The following is a 17449-nucleotide window of genomic DNA, read 5'->3' on the forward strand; positions in this document are numbered from 1 at the left end:
AGGTTGTGTAGTATAATTGGTAATAAACTGCCTTTTCGGCGCTTAAGGAGGCGGATCGCGATGAGAAAAAGAGTACTTTCCCAAGAGATAAGGTATGGCAAAGAGGATGTCATTGAACTTGAAAGCGCTTCTATTAAGGTGCGCAAGATTTACGATAAAGCCTTAACGATGCTGAAGCAGCATGTACCGGAATCTTTGTGGAAGTTTAGGGCTCATCCGAAGTCGCCTCAGGAGAAGCTTCCCTCAGGGGGAGAACATAGCAGTCCGGTTTTTCAAAAATGGATTCAAAGTCCCTCCGGTTGGAAATGCATCGGTTGTGAGCGTCCTTATGTGGAATGCCTGGACCCGGCAGAGGAGAAAGCCTCATCCGATAAGCGCGAGTATATTTATCATAACGGCAAGATTCAGAGCATGCATCTGCAGGTGTTTATCTGGTCGCAGTTCGAGGAAATCTCGTTATTCCATCCATTTCTTGGGGACGCTCCTTTCTATGATGAAGAAGAGATGGAAGTCATCTCCACTTATTTTGTGCCCACCTATGTCACTCCGATTCCTTTCCAGCAACTCGGGAAACCTTATAAAAAACACAACATGCGTTTTCCCGTCTACCAGGAGTTCATTTCCGCTCCGCCGCTTTTGCTTCATCTTGATGGCGAGGTGCTCGAAGGAACATGGATGACCGGCGTTTATGTCGACCGCGGCCATTTTTTGGGTTTGGGACCCTACATTAAAAATACAGATGGCAGCAGAACATTTATGCAGGCGCAAATTTATTGAGTTTTCAGCTAAAGCTGCACCGGCTGTCGAAAATCACCGTTCTCCTATGTTAAAATAGAGTTCTCGGATAGAGGGCTCTATTTTGCTGCGGTAAAAAGGGCAGTCGCCGCGTTTACATGAAATGTCCCGGATCAACCTGTGCGGGAGAAAAACGTGTGAAAGGCAGCTTTTTACATAAGAATAAACTGAAGGTGGTGTCCGGATGAAAAAAAGCTCTAAAATAGCAATCGCTTTCATGATCGTAACGGCGTTTTTGCTGTCGGGCTGCAGCAGCGACAAATCCAAGGACGCGACCGCGGTCGTCTCCAGCGATGTATCTTCAGGGATCGTCATTTCGGAAAAGGATGATTTTTTTACGCCGGAGACGATCCGGAATCTTGAAAAATATTTGGAGCAAGGCGTAACGATTCGGGATGGGCTCAAAAAAAGTGGAATCGTCACCTTTGCCAAAGACGGCAGCATCCATTCCATCAGCCAGGTATCGCTTTCGCCTGCTTTCATATGGGGACTGGAACTCAATGACAAAAAGCTTGGAAAGGACAAGCTGGATACCATTCTCAAGGAAAATGACGAAATCGGGATATCGATCGAACCGGCGGATCCCAAGGACATGGCCAAAGATATCCGTTATTCCGTGCTTAAGCTGAATGGGGGAAACCTTCAACCTGGCATTTCGCATACGTATATTCTCCCGTATTCCGAAAATGAAAGCGTCCGCGAGATGCTTTTGCATACCGACATCGTCAAGCTGTCCAAGGACAAGCGGATGATTGAAACGGTGAATGGTTATGTGCGCAAACCGGAGGAAAAATGGGCAGTCAAGGTAAATGGCAAAGAGCTTGGGGAGAACGGTTTTGATATGAAGCTGACCCCCCGCGACGAGGTGGAAATCAAACTTGAGCGGGCATAGCTGAACAGGAGCGTATAACTATGAAGATGTTGATGAATGAAAAAATCAGGGCGGCGGAAGTGGAACTAACCGGGCTTAACGGAGAGGCTCTGGGCATTATGCCGACTGCCGAGGCGCTTGCCATGGCTAAAAAACTGAAGGTTGATTTGGTTTGCACCTCTTTGATGAGCAGCCCGCCGCCATGCAAATTGATTGGTGCGGGAGATGCCAAAAAGGAAAAGCAGCAGGCCAAAGCCGCAGAACGGCCAATGAAAGTAAAAGAAATCCGCCTGACGCCGCATATCGAAGAACATGATTATGAAACGAAGCAGCGCCAGGCAGAAAAAATATTGAAAGCAGGTGACGCGGTTCTTTTCGTCATCCGGATCAAAGGGAAGGAAGGCCTTGCTGCCAAAGAGCTGCTGGAGAGGCTTGTTAAGGACTTAGCTCATGCGGGACGCCGAGCTGCGGGGATCCAGCTGAGCGGCAAGCAGGCCCAGGTTCAGCTTAATCCCTGACAATTAAGTCACCTGAGCCGGGTGGCATCAGGGCCGTCATTATATCGACGTTTTGATACAAGGCCGCACGATGCCGGGAAGCTGCATTTGTGGCAAAATTCCGGCGTAGGCGGGACAGAGGTTTAAATTCAATGCCTATTTCAAATCCTTCCAGCCGTCGAAATCATGGATTGCAATCCCGGCATAGGATGGATGGACCTTTGCCAGATCGTGAAGCTGGACCAGCTGCTTGTTCATCACATCAAGGCTAACGCCATGGAATGAAATGTAGCGGCCTTCTTTGCTCGGTCTCGTTTCGACGGCGGTGAAGGCTGTTTTACCAAGCGAGGCGGCATCTTTCAGCTCCTGTTCGGCAATTTGATGGATGGCCGCCGCCGTGTCGCGGTAAGACATGATCGTCACGGAATCGAACTGACCGATGACAAACCGGCTTAGCGATTGTTTGCCGTCAGCCGTTTTATAATTGCCGAGCCAAAATGCGATATCGGCCGCGAGCGGCAGGTTCAGCTTATCGGCTTCGGACCGCAAATAAAGAATATTGCTTTGCCACTGGCGGATGACATCGGCTTGGTCGGTTTTCCAATTTGCCAATACATGCGGCTCGATATCGACATGAATTCCGTGGAATTTTTCGGTTGCAGCTGCTTTTTGCTGATAATCCTTCACCCAGCCGATAAAATCCGTGATTTTATGCCGCTTCGATTCGAGCGCCCACTCCGGGGCGCCGTCCAGCGCGTCGACCTTCATGCCAAACGCGGCAGCTTGTTTGATAAAGCTTTGATAGCAGGATGCCGGAATGTCGGTATTCACCTGCAAATAAACAAGATCAACCTGGTTTTTGCGGAGAAACGACAATACTTCCTGCGGATTGCTTCGAATATGTTCCGTATCCCACACCCAGGTGGCTTTTTGATACGCACTTTGGGCGCTTGCCGTTTGGGAAGGGACCAATCCGCTGCCCGCACCGAATGCCATCTGGCTGCAGAACACCATAATCAGTATGAAATGTTTGAATAATGCTGTTGTCATATACACACACTCCTTAATAAATTCGAACGGGCGCATGATTCATTATGCCCTGTGACTGGGCAGGCAACGGACTTCAGTCCTTTGGCGCCGGATAGTATAATGGACGCAATGCAGCCTGCGATTGGCGGGAGGATTGCGTTATTTTTTAGTACAATATTAGTGCGATGGACGATTTTTGCATTTTGAATCGGGAATAACTGCGCAATCGAAATGAGACCTTGGAAATAGGTACATCATGTTCATCGGTTCTTAGATCTGTAACGTTTATAGGTATTTAGACCTTATTTTTCTGTTTTTAGCATGTTTTCATGAGTTTGCAGCAATTAGAAGGTGCTTGGACCTATATTGAAGAAAGGGGTTTTTCATATGGGGCGAGAACGGAATTTTTAGCATTAAAAAAAGCCTCCTCTGGACCTATAACGGCCATGGAAGCTTTTTTATGAAGAGAGGGTTATGGGGGAGATGCAGCAGATCAGATCCGGCAGATTTCATTCGGGCATAACTCACAATGGCAAATATCCTGCAGCATTTCGAGATCTTTGATCACGATCATGCCGTTTTCGTATTCGACGGCGTCTTTTTTGCGCAGATCGCTCAGCATGCGGTTGACGCTTTCGCGGGTTGCTCCGATCATGTTGGAGAGGTCGGTATGGGTGATTTTTTTGTGGATCAAAATGGTATCTCCGTGTTTCTCTCCATAGGTATTGCTAAGGCGGATCAACGTCGAGCACAGCGCGCCAGGTTTGCCGTACATCATGAGATCGCGGAATTTCGTTTGCGTCAGGCGGTGGTGGATACCCATCCATTTCATGAAATCGATCGCAAAATCGCAATGCTGGCAGATCAATACCTCCAGATCCTTCTGATCGATAACGCCGATTTCGCTCTCCTCGATCACTTCGGCCGTAAAGCTGTGCTTGGTGCTGAAGAATGGATCGGCTTGCCCAACCATATCCCCTGCTTGATACATATATAAAATCAGTTCTTTACCTTCATCCGTCGATTTGGTTAGTTTGATGCGGCCGCGTTTGACATAAAATAGTTTGTCGGAATAATCGCCTTCCCAAAACAGATGCGAACCTTCAGGAATGATACGATCCTTCATGACGACCATCAGCCGCTCCAGGTTTTGCTCCGAAAAGCAGCTTGTATTCCCACGGGCCTCGATAACATTCAGTTGGTTGCTCATACTCGTTATCCCCTTTGTATCTTTAATTTTCAATAAATTTTAAATTAATTATAACCTGAAAAAAACGTTTTTTGGGGGATTAAAAGCCTTTAAAAGTGTCGAAATTCCGAATTTGTGATAATTTTCACTTTCAGAAGATATAATATATTTATCTTTTTACATATGGAGATGAATTGGAAATGTAAGCGTTTTGAAAACAAGAAATGAAAGTATTCAAACTTTGTGAAAATTTTCACTTTAAATATTTTCAAGCTTGTGTTATGATCAAGTCGAGAGATAGATAAAATCCAAAAAATCCCCTGAGAGGATGATAGAAATGGCTGTTAAAAATGAGACTGCTGAAAAAAAACAACAATCAGCCGAAGCTTATATTCAGACCTTGATCGACAAGGCGAATAAGGCGCAAGAGAAGTTTATGAGCATGACGCAGGAGCAAATCGATGACATCGTTCAGGCTATGGCCCTGGCGGGACTCGACAAGCATATGATGCTCGCGAAACTTGCTGTGGAAGAAACGGGAAGAGGCGTTTACGAGGACAAAATTACGAAAAACATGTTCTCAACCGAATACATTTACCACAGCATCAAGTATGAAAAAACAGTTGGCGTTATCGAAGATAATCCATATGAAAGCTACCAGAAAATTGCAGAACCTGTCGGCATCATCATGGGGATCACCCCGGTGACCAACCCGACATCAACTACGATGTTTAAAGCACTTATTTCGATTAAAACACGTAACCCGATTATTTTCGGCTTCCATCCTTCGGCACAGCAGTGCAGCAGAGAGGCTGCCAAAACCTTGCTGGAAGCGGCTGTCAAGCACGGCGCTCCTGCAGACTGCATCCAATGGATCGAAGAGCCTAACATGGAAAAAACGAACGCATTGATGAACCATCCGGATGTTGCACTCATTTTGGCGACTGGTGGTTCGGGCATGGTCCGCGCCGCATACAGCTGCGGCAAACCGGCTCTCGGCGTTGGCCCGGGCAACGTTCCTTGCTTTATCGAAAAATCGGCGGATATCGACCAGGCCGTAACCGATTTGATTCTGTCCAAGTCGTTTGACAACGGCATGATCTGCGCTTCGGAACAAGCCGTGATCATCGAGGAACCGATTTTCGATCAAGTCAGAAAGAAAATGATTGCGAATGGCTGCTATTTCGTCAACAAAGACGAAGCTGCAAAGCTGACCGCAGGAGCCATCAACGTCGAAAAATGCGCGGTAAATCCGGCTATCGTCGGTCAATCGGCAGTGAAAATCGCTGAAATGTGCGGCTTCAGCGTTCCAGCGGGGACCAAAATCCTCGTTGCCGAAATCGAGGGCGTTGGTACGAAATATCCATTGTCGGCTGAAAAACTGAGTCCGGTGCTGGCCTGCTACAAAGTGAAAAACGCGGCTGAAGGCATTGAACGGGCGGCTGAAGTTGTCGCTTTCGGCGGCATGGGCCACTCGTCGGTTATTCATTCGCATAATGATGAAGTTATCGCGAAGTTCTCGGATCGTCTGCAAACCGGACGTATTATCGTCAACTCGCCATCGACCCACGGTGCCATTGGCGACATCTATAATACAAACCTGCCATCGCTGACGCTCGGCTGCGGCTCGTACGGCCGCAACTCGACATCTTCGAACGTAACCGCAGTGAATCTCATCAATGTTAAAAGGGTGGCGCGCCGTACCGTGAATATGCAATGGTTCAAAGTACCTGACAAAATTTATTTTGAAAAAGGGGCTACTCAATATTTGGCCAAAATGCCGGATATTAGCCGTGTAGCTATCATTACGGACGAGATGATGGTGAAACTGGGTTATGTGGAACGGCTTGAGCATTATTTGCGTCAGCGCCAAACTCCGGTTGTCATTGAAATCTTCTCGGAAGTGGAACCCGATCCATCGACTGTGACCGTAGAAAGAGGCACCGAGATGATGAAACGGTTCCAACCGGACTGCATTATCGCATTGGGCGGCGGATCGCCAATGGATGCCGCAAAAGCGATGTGGTTGTTCTATGAATATCCGGATACGGATTTTGACAACCTGAAACAAAAATTCATGGATATCCGCAAACGGATCTACAAATATCCACGGCTGGGACAAAAGGCGAAATTCGTTGCGATCCCTACCACTTCGGGTACAGGTTCGGAAGTAACATCGTTTGCGGTTATTACGGACAAAACAAAAGGCAATACGAAATATCCGCTTGCGGATTATGAACTGACGCCGGACGTGGCGATCGTGGATCCGGAATTCGTATACACTCTGCCGAAAACAGCGGTAGCCGATACAGGTATGGACGTGCTTACACATGCCATCGAAGCATACGTATCGGTCATGGCAAGCGACTACACGGACGGACTTGCGATCAAAGCGATTCAGCTGGTATTCCAGTATCTCGAGAAATCGGCGCTCACAGGCGACAAGGTCGCACGCGAAAAAATGCATAATGCATCGACGCTTGCCGGTATGGCGTTCGCCAATGCGTTCCTGGGCATCAACCACAGTTTGGCGCATAAATGGGGCGGTGAATACCATACAGCACACGGCCGGACCAACGCGATCCTGATGCCGCACGTCATCCGCTATAATGCGAAGAAACCGACCAAGTTCGCTTCGTTCCCTAAATATTCGCATTTTGTTGCGGATGAGCGGTATGCGGAAATCGCCCGCATTCTGGGACTGCCTGCACGTACGACGGAAGAAGGCGTAAACAGCCTGATCAATGCGATCCGCAAGCTGAACAAAGCGCTCGGGATCGAGGAATCGTTCCAGCAGCTGGGCTTTGACGCGAAGGAATTCGAAGCACGCGTCGATTATCTGGCGGACCGCGCTTTCGAAGACCAATGTACGACGGCTAACCCTAAACTGCCTTTGGTCACAGAGCTTGCCGATGTTTATCGCAATGCATTCTACGGCCGCTTCGAGGAATAATTTAGATAAAAAATAAATAAAAAAATAATGGCTCTGTGACAAATATCACCCCAAAAGTGATGTTTGTCACAGCCGTTTTCAGAAAAATCCAGTAAACTGAAAATGTATTAAGAACACCGCATTCAAGAAGCAAATCTTGCATAAAAGCACAATAGAGAAGCTTAAAATCATGTCTTTTATGTGAAAAAACTCACAATACTTAAGTCCTAATGGCAGATTGGTTGCGGGTTCAGGAGAAATGGGGTTTCCTTCAACTCATAGTCTCTAGTTCATAAAAATAATGGAGGGATTTAGATGTCGGCGGTAGAAAAAGACGTACAAAACATGCAATCAGGCTGGAGAGGTTTCAAACAAGGAAAATGGACCAGAGAAGTTAACGTAAATGATTTCATCGAAAACAACATCAATCCATACCTTGGCAATGAGGATTTCCTTGTCGGTCCTACGAACAATACAACCGAGCTGTGGAAAATCGTATCCGAGCTCACCAAGAAAGAGCGGGAAGCCGGCGGAGTGCTGGATGTTGACGTCAATACACCTTCAACCATTACTTCCCATAAACCAGGTTATTTGGACAAAGAAAAAGAGCAAATCGTCGGCGTTCAAACCGATGCTCCATTCAAGCGTTCCATCCAGCCGTTCGGCGGCATCCGGATGATGATTGATGCTTGTAAAGCTTACGGATTCGAGCTTCCCGAAGAATTGATCAAAACATTTACTGATATCCGCAAAACGCATAACCAAGGCGTATTTGATGCATATACTTCTGACATGCGCGCAGCGCGCAAAGCAGGCATTATTACCGGTCTGCCGGATGCTTACGGCCGCGGCCGGATCATTGGCGATTACCGCCGTGTAGCTTTGTATGGCGTGGACTTCCTCATTCAGCAGAAAAAACAAGAACTTCTCGATTTGGAAGTGGATGTAATCGACGAAGATGTCATCCGTTTGCGTGAGGAATTGTCCGAGCAAATCCGCGCTCTCGGCGAACTGAAACAAATGGCCGAAATGCACGGCTGTGACATCTCCAAACCGGCGCAAAACGCTAAAGAAGCTTTCCAATGGCTGTATTTCGGCTATTTGGCAGCTATTAAAGAACAAAATGGCGCAGCTATGTCGCTTGGCCGCGTATCCTCGTTCCTTGATATTTATGTTGAACGCGATTTGGCCGAAGGAAAACTGACGGAAGAACAAGCGCAAGAGCTTGTCGACCATTTTGTCATGAAACTCAGAATCGTAAAATTCCTGCGTACGCCGGACTATAACGAACTTTTCAGCGGTGACCCAACTTGGGTAACGGAATCGATTGGCGGGATGTCGAATAACGGCCAAACCCGTGTAACGAAAAACAGCTTCCGTTTCCTGCATACGCTGTACAACCTGGGGCCAGCTCCAGAACCAAACTTGACCGTGCTCTGGTCGGAAAAACTTCCGGATGCCTTCAAAAAATTCTGTGCGAAGGTTTCCATCGAAACCAGCTCGATCCAGTATGAAAACGATGATCTGATGCGTCCGATTTACGGCGATGACTACGGTATCGCATGCTGCGTATCCGCAATGCGGATCGGTAAGCAAATGCAGTTCTTCGGAGCCCGCGCCAACCTGGCAAAATGCTTGCTGTATGCGATCAATGGCGGCATCGACGAAAAATCCGGCGCTCAAGTCGGTCCTGAATATCCTGCCATCAAATCGGAAGTTCTTGAATACGGCGAAGTGATCAAACGTTTCAAACCGATGATGGAATGGCTTGCTAAATTGTATATGAATTCACTCAATGTCATTCACTACATGCATGATAAATATTCTTACGAAAGAATCGAAATGGCACTGCATGACCGTGACATTCTCCGTACGATGGCTTGCGGTATCGCCGGTTTATCCGTGGCAACCGACTCGCTGAGCGCGATCAAATACGCCAAAGTTAAACCGATCCGCAACGAGCAAGGTATTGCCGTTGATTTCGAAATTGAAGGCGAATATCCTTGCTACGGCAATAACGACGATCGTGTAGACAGCATTGCCATCGAACTGGTGGAAACATTCATGGGCATGATCCGTAAGCACAAAGCATACCGGAACGCTCTGCCAACCCAATCGATCTTGACGATCACGTCCAATGTCGTTTATGGTAAGAAAACAGGCACTACACCTGACGGACGCAAAGCGGGAGAACCGTTCGCGCCAGGCGCCAACCCAATGCATGGCCGCGACAAGAAGGGTGCGCTTGCATCCCTCAGCTCGGTAGCAAAACTGCCTTACGAGCATAGCCTTGACGGTATTTCGAACACCTTCTCCATCGTGCCTAAAGCACTGGGCAAGGATTCGGACACTCGCAAGTCGAACCTGGTTGCCATGATGGATGGATACTTCGGCAGCAAAGCGCATCACCTGAACGTAAACGTCTTTGACCGTGAGCAACTGATGGATGCGATGGAACATCCGGAGAACTATCCGCAGCTGACCATCCGTGTATCGGGCTACGCCGTCAACTTTGTCAAACTGACTCGCGAACAGCAGCTTGACGTTATTAACCGTACCTTCCACGGTTCGATGTAATAGAACAAAAACTATATAAGTTGAACAAAAGAAATAGATAAGGGCAGGCAAGCGATCGGAAGAACATTTCACCCGGCTGCCCTCATCCTTAATATCATTGGTTCAACTTATATAACAATGAAGCGGATGCGGAAAGGGTGACATCATATGATCAAAGGTCATATCCATTCTTTGGAAACCTTTGGGACTGTAGACGGACCAGGCATCCGCTTCGTCCTTTTTATGCAAGGCTGCTTGCTAAAGTGTCAGTATTGCCATAACCCGGATACTTGGGCATTGGATGAGGGTAAAGAGATGACGGTCGAGGAAGTGCTGGCCGAAATAGAACCTTATTTGACTTATTACCGCTCTTCGGGTGGGGGGCTGACGGTTTCCGGCGGAGAGCCAACGCTGCAATCGCATTTTGTGGCAGAACTCTTCAAGGAAGTGAAAAAACGTTGGAACCTGCATACGACGCTGGACAGCAACGGCTTTAACGAGGCGGAGCGGATTCACCAGCTGCTTGAGGTTACAGATCTCGTGCTGCTGGACATCAAGCATATCGATGATGAAAAACACATCAAGCTGACGGGCAAATCGAATGAACGGACGCTTCGTACGGCGCAGTGGCTATCGGAGCATGGGCGCAAAATGTGGATCAGACATGTCTACGTGCCGGGCATTCACGATCAGGAAGAGGACTTGATCAATCTTGGGCGGTTTATCGGAACGCTTAAAGGCGTCGAGAAATTCGAGATTCTTCCTTACCATCAAATGGGGATTTATAAATGGGAGGCGCTTGGCAAAGAGTACCCATTGCAAGGCGTTCCAAGCCCTACCGAAGAAGAAGTGCAGCGTGCATACCGCTTGATTGAAGAGGGCCGGAAGCAAACTGCGGCTGAGTAATTAAAATCAGAGCTCTTTTCCGCTTTCGGGAAAAGGGCTCTTTTGTTGAAATAAAAGAAGTTGATAAGCTGCACTTTGAATCAATTTCATAATGAATCATTTTACGGGCATTTGAACAGCGGCATTAATGTAATGGATTCTTGAATTCGCTTTTTGGTTTTAGCAAAATCCTGCATGACAAAAATGACTGGCTTACTGGTTGTTCCATCTGAAAAGTTGCAAAAGTGCATTTATTTTAGCGTTCCAGGCAATGATGGCTAGAAAGCTTGCAAAAGTGCATCTTTTCCCCAGATTTTAGGAGTAAGCAGACGATCCATGGTCAAATGGATGTACTTTCGCAACAATTTTGCCTTCCACGCTATAAAATGCCTGAAAAGGATGCACTTTCGCAACATTTTCCTGATCACATGATCAACTGTCTGCAAAAGCTTGCGTCCTGAATCCATTTCATAATGGATTGATATCGAGTACTTGAACCTGGATATCGAATCATCCAATACTTGTCGATCTATATCCAATCCATTTCATAAATATCTAACATGATTCAAACAACATTTGCATTGTGAAATGGATTACTTTTATAAGGCGTATATTCATCCGCGAAACGTCAAGCTCCGCCCTGTTTTCAAATTATTTGCAAGCGTTTTCCTTTATGATTAGAGAATTTTATCCCCTAAATAGCAGATTATCGCACTAACCTTGATGTATACTGATTCTTATAATGAGAATTGAAGAGGACTAAAGGGGGATCAGCCATGAACACAAAGAGAAGCCTGATTCTTTTGCTGTCGCTTTGTTTTATTTCTTCACTGGTATTATCAGCCTGCGAGACCTATAGCGCATCCATGAATGAAAACGCATCCAGCAGCAAGCAGGCAAAGAGGGAGAAAAAAACGGAACCCTTTGATTTAACGCTCCGTCACACCCAGGTCGGCAAAGATAAAGAGAAACGTTTTGCGATGTTAAACGACGTGGTCAAAAAGGTGGAGGCAGAGGTCAATGGATTAACGTTCAGGCTGGATGGCGTAGATTCCGACGTGAATCGCAAGGAAAAGCTGCGCGGAGAGATGGCTGCAGGCAATCCTCCCGACATTTTCGACCTGTTCGGCAGTCCTGATTTCAAAATTTACGCTAAGGAAGGCAAACTGCTTGACCTGACGCCTATCATTGAAGAGCTGGGCATCAAAGATAAATTCACATCGCTGGAACCATTTACATACGAAGGAAAAGTGTACGGGCTGCCGATCGGCGGCACAGGCGAAGGTTTTTTTTATAACAAGGAATACTTCGAGAAAAAGGGCTGGAAGCCGCCGACCACATTCGCGGAGCTGGAAAGAATGCTGGCTGAAATCAAGGCCGACGGCAAAATACCGATTGCGGCGGCTTCCAAAGCGGGCTGGGTGCCGCTGATGCTCACCAACCACCTATGGTCGCGTTACGCAGGACCGGAAATTACGGCCAAGTTCGCCACCGGCGAAGCCAAATGGACAGACCCGAACGTCGTCAAGGCTTTCGCCAAGCATAGGGAATGGAAAGAGAAGGGTTACTTCACGGAAGGCGAGCTCGGATACGAATATCCCGAATATACGACCCAGTTTACGAGCGGCCAAGCCATTCTAATGTATGATGGTACCTGGAAATCCTCTGTATTTAAAAAGGGGGAATCAGGCGCCAAGCTGTTTGGAAAGGTCGGTTTTTTTAATATGCCTCCGGTGGTTGGTGGCGTTGGGGATCAAACGGCCTTGATGCTTAACGTAAATAACGGATACGGCTTCTCGGCTGCCGTAGCCAAAGATCCCCGCAAGCTCGAAGCGGTGAAATCCTTCATCAAGAATATGTTTAATGAGGATATGCAAATCCGCGGATTCGTGGAAGACGGCGTGCTGCCTTCCATGAAGTTAGATGCTTCGGTGCTGGCTTCAAGCATCAACGACAATTTGATGAAGGAGATCGTTGACGTTCTGGACAAAGCGCAAACGAAGTTTACGGCATTTGATGCCCTGGTGCAAGCGGATGTGACGTCGGAAATAAGCAATGTTCAAATCCAAAAGCTGATCAGCGGCCAAACCACCCCCGAGAAGATGGCTGAGGCTTTGCAGAAGGTCCAGGACGAAGCCAATTTGGCGGCCAGGTAACACAGGGAGACAAGGCAGCGGCAGGGAGCTTGAAGCGGGGCTGGGAAGCCGCCCTAGAGGCCTATGACGGGAAGGAAAGGGCGGAATGGCAGTGAAATGCCGTTTGGTTTTGCCAAAGCAACCCTGCAGGTCAAAGGAAAAGGATTGGAAGAGAGCCCATGAATTTGCGCAACAAGTTGTTTACGGCATTTGTCATATTGATCATTGTTCCCCTATGTATATTGGGCGTCGTTACCTTTATCGTTTCCTCGCATTCGATCGAAGAAAAATACAGCCGTCAGACGGAATATTCGCTCAAATCGATCAGCTACAGCATCGGCACGGTGCTGGGGCAGATGGACAACGTGACGGATAACGGAATTGCGACGTCGGTCTTTCATATGGCATTGTCCGCCAAAGACCCGACCAAACAAGATTTGAACGAGGAGCAGCTCAGCCTTAATAACAGCCAGCGGAATTTCCGCAGCTTGCTGTATAACCATCCGGCGATCAGCTATGCGTTTCTTTATAATTTGAACGGCGCGGTCGTTTCCGTTTTTACGAAAGAGAATTTTACGACCATGCCCTTTGAGGATTTCAAAAAGCAACCTCTGTATCAGGAGGTGGTGGATCTTAACGGAGTACCGAAGTGGATTGCGCCCCATGAGTATCCTGAGCTTACGGGAACGGAACCGGTTTTCACGCAGATTCGTTTGATAAAAGAGCTGAGCTATTTTAAAAATATCGGCATTTTGGTGGTGCAGATCAAAAATTGGGACATTGAATCAATCTTCCGCAACCTGTCGCCAACCCAAAGCATGCAATCCACCGATTTTTTTCTGGTCAATGACGACGGACTGATCGTGTACGATCCGAACCATGACTTGGAAGGAAAACAAATCAGCTCGGTAATGAAAAAAACGGTAAACTTCGGCTCCGGTTATCAAAGCTTCAAAACGGATTTCAACGATGAAAAAAGCATTGTTTCCATATATCATATGAAGGACTATTCCTGGAATTTGGTGGCGGTCACCTCATGGGCGTCGCTGTCTAAGGAAACGCTGGTATTTGCCCAGTGGTTTATCGGCATTACTCTGCTGTGCCTGGTGGCCGCGATCACGTTCAATATGGTGTTCATGAGACGGATTACGGGTTCGATCGGGCTGATCGTCCGCTTTATGAGAAAGGTGGAAGGCGGGGATTTTAATGTTCGCGTGGATGACCGCGGGAAGGATGAACTTCATATTTTGGCCAAAGGTTTCAATGAACTCGTCGATCAAATCAACAGTTTGTTCAAGCAGATCAAGACCGAGCAGAAGCAGAAAACGCAAGCCGAACTTCGCGTGCTGCAGGCGCAGATCAAGCCGCATTTTTTGTTTAACACGCTTGAATCCATCAATGTGCTGGCCATCCAGAATGAAGGCGAGAAGGTTAGCGAAATGGTACACCGGCTCGGAAATATTTTGCGGATCAGCATTCAGGATAAGGAAGAAATTCCGCTGGACCAGGAAATCGAGCATTTGCAGAGCTATTTGGAAATCCAGAAGTTTCGGTTTGATGATCTGTTCGATTATGAGCTGGATATACCGCCCGAGCTGAGAAGGCGCAGCGTGCTGAAGCTTACTTTGCAGCCGCTTGTGGAGAATTGCATTCAGCACGGGTTTGAAGGCATTCATTATAAAGGGCATATTCATGTTAGCTGTTGGACGGACCGGGGACGTTTTATCCTGCAGGTCCAAGATAACGGAATTGGCATGAGCCCCGACCAGCTTTTAAAATTCGAGTATATGAAAATCGACAAGGAAGAGGAATCCGATCATGAGCTTCCGGGGTTGCATGTCAATGAAGAACGGAGAGGACTTGGCTTAAGGAGTGTGGCCGACCGAATCCGGATTCACTACGGTGAATATTATGGCTTATATATCTGCTCCTCGCAGTTGACCGGAACGATTATTCAATGTGTTATCCCTGATGCAGAATGGAGGGAAAGAGATGATTCTTAAAGTTTTGCTCGTAGACGACGAAGCGCCGATTCTGGGCAATCTGAAAAGCATTATTCCCTGGAAAGACATGAACATGCAGGTACTGGCGGCCCGGAGCGGGAAAGAAGCGTTGGAACTGTTCGATATCCATAATCCGGACATTATTTTATGCGATATCCGGATGCCGGTGATGGACGGCCTGACCCTGGTTGGCGAGCTCCGGCGGCTGGGTTCCAAGGCGGAGATCATTTTGCTGACGGGGTACCAGGAATTCGAATATGCGAGAGCCGGAATCCGATACAAGGTCCGTGACTATATTTGCAAGCCTATCCACTATAAAGAGCTCGAGAACACCATCCGCTCGATCGGCGAACAAATTGTCAATAAACGGCTGAAGGATCCTTTCCAGCAAACCGTGACGCGCATTCAGGAGAACGAAGGGGATCAAGCGGTGCGGAAAAACCCGCAGCAGCTGATGGCGGAGGCCGCCCGCTATATTGCCGACAGGCTTGATACGGATCTGGGCATCGAGGAACTGGCGGGACATTTGGGCATCAGCTGCAGTTACTTCAGCCTGCTCTTCAAGAATCACCTGGGCATGACCTTTGTGGAATATGTCACTTCCAAGCGCATTGAAGCCGCCAAATACCTGCTTCTGCATAGCGACAAAAGCATCACGCAGATTGGCTCTGGCATCGGGTATCATGAACGCCGCTACTTTACGAAGGTGTTTCAGAGATATACCGGCATGACGCCCTCGGAGTTCCGCGAGCAGGCCAAAAATGCCACCGTAAGTTAGTTTTACTGCAATAGGATTTAGCAATGATTATATTTTATATAAGGAGTGTTGAAGAAATTGGATATCTCTAAACTTTCGTTGGAACAAAAAATCGGTCAAATGTTTATTTGCGGCTTTCATAGCCTTGTGCCTGACGATCAAATCCGCAAGCTGATTGAGGATTATCATCTGGGAGGCGTCATTTATTTCCGCCGCAATATCGACAAGCCGCAGCAGGTGGCAAGCCTTTCGGCTTCGCTGCAGAAGCTGGCTGCGGATCATGGGAATTTGCCGCTTTGGATCGCCATCGACCAGGAAGGCGGCATGGTGGCGCGCATCGACCATAAGCAAATAAGCCGCATTCCCGGCAACATGGCGCTTGGCGCAACGGATCACCCGGATTACAGCTATGAGGTTTCCAAAATAAGTGCAGAGGAACTGTTGCAGTTGGGCATTAACATGAATTTTGCCCCATGCCTGGACGTCAACAATAACCCCCATAATCCGGTGATCGGCGTCCGTTCGTTCGGGGAAAATCCGGATAAGGTATCCGAACATGGCGCGGCCGTGATCAAGGCTTTTCAGGAAAAGGGTTTGTCCGCAGCGGCCAAACATTTTCCGGGACACGGCGATACCAATGTGGACAGCCATATGGGGCTGGCTACGGTGGAGCATGATGTCGAGCGTTTGCAGCAGGTGGAATTGAAGCCGTTTATCAAAGCTATACAGCAGGGCGTGGATGTGATTATGACCGCACACGTGATTTTCCCGGCGATTGAACCTGAACCGATTCCGGCGACGCTGTCCAGATCGGTCCTGACCGGGTTGCTGCGGGAAGATCTGGCCTACGACGGCATCATTGTGACCGATTGTCTGGAAATGCATGCAATCGCCAAGTTTTTCGGCGTTGGAGAAGGTGCCGTAAAAGCGGTGGAAGCCGGAGCGGATGTGGTGCTTGTCAGCCATACGCTAAGCGATCAAATCGAAGCCATCGAAGCTGTTAAAAATGCCGTGCGATCCGGAAGAATTAGCGAAAAGACGATTGATGCCGCCGTGGAGCGCATTTTGAAGCTGAAGCAAAAACGCCTGACCGGCTTGCAGGCTACCGAAGTATCCCAGGTATTCCTTGAAAGACATGAGAAACCTGAGGTCGACCGTCTCCTGAAAGAGATATCCCGGAAAAGCATAACCCTCGTCAAAGACCAGGGGCAGCTGCCTTTGAATACGGCGGAACCCGTGCTTGTCATTTGGCCGGAAGTACGCTCCGAAACTCAGGTGGATGAGCCATGGACGGAAGTGGTGACGCTTGGCGAGGCGCTTTCAAAGTATGCCGCAAATGTGAAGGAAATCCGGATCAGCGCCGAACCGGGGCAGGAAGAAATCGAGGAAACCCTAAATACAGCGGCGTCTTTCTCCCAGGTTGTGTTGGCTACCTATACGGCAGGCAGCACACTACCGGAGGGGCAGATGAGCCTTGCGGAAAAACTGCTCCGGCAAAATCACGGCAAATTAGTGGTTGCCTCCACCCGGAATCCGTACGACTTGAACGATATTCCGGAGATCCCGGCGTATCTGTGCTGCTATGAAAACACGCCTTACTTCATGGAAGCACTAGCCTCGATCCTAGCCGGCCAAAGCGAAGCTGAAGGCAAACTTCCGGTAAGCCTGGATGAGCCCGGCGTCGCGGCTGCAAATTAAAGTTAAACCATTAGATTTTAGCCACTACAAAGAATTGGTTTGGTTACACCGGTTGCAAGGGCGGAAAATCCCCTTAAATCAGGGGATTTTCCGTTTTTTGCG

12 protein-coding genes are annotated in these 17449 nt (G+C 48.1%); 10 read left to right on the plus strand and 2 right to left on the minus strand.

Features of this window, described 5'->3' with window-relative positions; translation table 11 throughout:
* Positions 1–60 precede the first annotated feature (60 nt).
* The 3 genes from L6442_RS10935 (at position 61) to infC (ending at position 2184) form a co-directional block, all read left to right on the plus strand.
* On the plus strand, positions 61–777 hold the full coding sequence (locus L6442_RS10935; RefSeq protein ID WP_194230314.1) for a hypothetical protein: 717 nt from the start codon (positions 61–63) through the stop codon (positions 775–777).
* A 202-nt stretch (positions 778–979) separates the two neighbouring features.
* The gene (locus L6442_RS10940; protein ID WP_212978526.1) at positions 980–1687 is read left to right on the plus strand and encodes a hypothetical protein; all 708 of its coding nucleotides are present in this window, start codon (positions 980–982) and stop codon (positions 1685–1687) included.
* Positions 1688–1713: 26 nt separating this feature from the next.
* Positions 1714–2184 carry a translation initiation factor IF-3 gene (gene infC, locus L6442_RS10945; RefSeq protein WP_194230352.1) on the plus strand — a complete coding sequence of 157 codons (471 nt, stop codon included), beginning with the start codon at positions 1714–1716 and terminating at the stop codon, positions 2182–2184.
* Positions 2185–2319: 135 nt separating this feature from the next.
* Here the strand turns inward: infC and L6442_RS10950 are convergent, their stop codons facing one another.
* A complete protein-coding gene (locus L6442_RS10950) occupies positions 2320–3213 on the minus strand; it encodes a hypothetical protein (RefSeq protein ID WP_212978525.1) in 894 nt (297 codons plus the stop codon).
* A 472-nt stretch (positions 3214–3685) separates the two neighbouring features.
* The gene (locus tag L6442_RS10955; RefSeq protein WP_194230311.1) at positions 3686–4402 is read right to left on the minus strand and encodes a Crp/Fnr family transcriptional regulator; all 717 of its coding nucleotides are present in this window, start codon (positions 4400–4402) and stop codon (positions 3686–3688) included.
* A 316-nt stretch (positions 4403–4718) separates the two neighbouring features.
* On the opposite strand from L6442_RS10955, the gene adhE reads away from it, so the two are divergent.
* From adhE to nagZ, 7 genes are all read left to right on the plus strand, one after another.
* Positions 4719–7334, plus strand: coding sequence for a bifunctional acetaldehyde-CoA/alcohol dehydrogenase (gene adhE, locus L6442_RS10960; RefSeq protein WP_212978524.1), 2616 nt, complete (start codon positions 4719–4721; stop codon positions 7332–7334).
* 294 nt (positions 7335–7628) lie between these two features.
* Entirely contained in the window at positions 7629–9890 is a 2262-nt protein-coding gene (pflB, locus tag L6442_RS10965) for a formate C-acetyltransferase (protein ID WP_212978523.1), read from the plus strand.
* A gap of 147 nt (positions 9891–10037) precedes the next feature.
* The gene (gene pflA / locus L6442_RS10970; protein WP_194230308.1) at positions 10038–10775 is read left to right on the plus strand and encodes a pyruvate formate-lyase-activating protein; all 738 of its coding nucleotides are present in this window, start codon (positions 10038–10040) and stop codon (positions 10773–10775) included.
* 755 nt (positions 10776–11530) lie between these two features.
* The gene (locus L6442_RS10975) at positions 11531–12910 is read left to right on the plus strand and encodes an extracellular solute-binding protein (RefSeq protein ID WP_194230307.1); all 1380 of its coding nucleotides are present in this window, start codon (positions 11531–11533) and stop codon (positions 12908–12910) included.
* Between the two features lie 158 nt (positions 12911–13068).
* The gene (locus L6442_RS10980; protein ID WP_194230306.1) at positions 13069–14892 is read left to right on the plus strand and encodes a cache domain-containing sensor histidine kinase; all 1824 of its coding nucleotides are present in this window, start codon (positions 13069–13071) and stop codon (positions 14890–14892) included.
* The gene (locus tag L6442_RS10985) at positions 14882–15670 is read left to right on the plus strand and encodes a response regulator transcription factor (protein ID WP_228100893.1); all 789 of its coding nucleotides are present in this window, start codon (positions 14882–14884) and stop codon (positions 15668–15670) included. Before L6442_RS10980 ends, L6442_RS10985 begins: the two co-directional genes overlap by 11 nt.
* 57 nt (positions 15671–15727) lie before the next feature.
* The gene (gene nagZ, locus L6442_RS10990) at positions 15728–17347 is read left to right on the plus strand and encodes a beta-N-acetylhexosaminidase (RefSeq protein WP_212978522.1); all 1620 of its coding nucleotides are present in this window, start codon (positions 15728–15730) and stop codon (positions 17345–17347) included.
* Positions 17348–17449 lie beyond the last annotated feature (102 nt).

Source organism: Paenibacillus azoreducens (assembly GCF_021654775.1).
GTDB lineage: Bacteria > Bacillota > Bacilli > Paenibacillales > Paenibacillaceae > Paenibacillus_AQ > Paenibacillus_AQ azoreducens.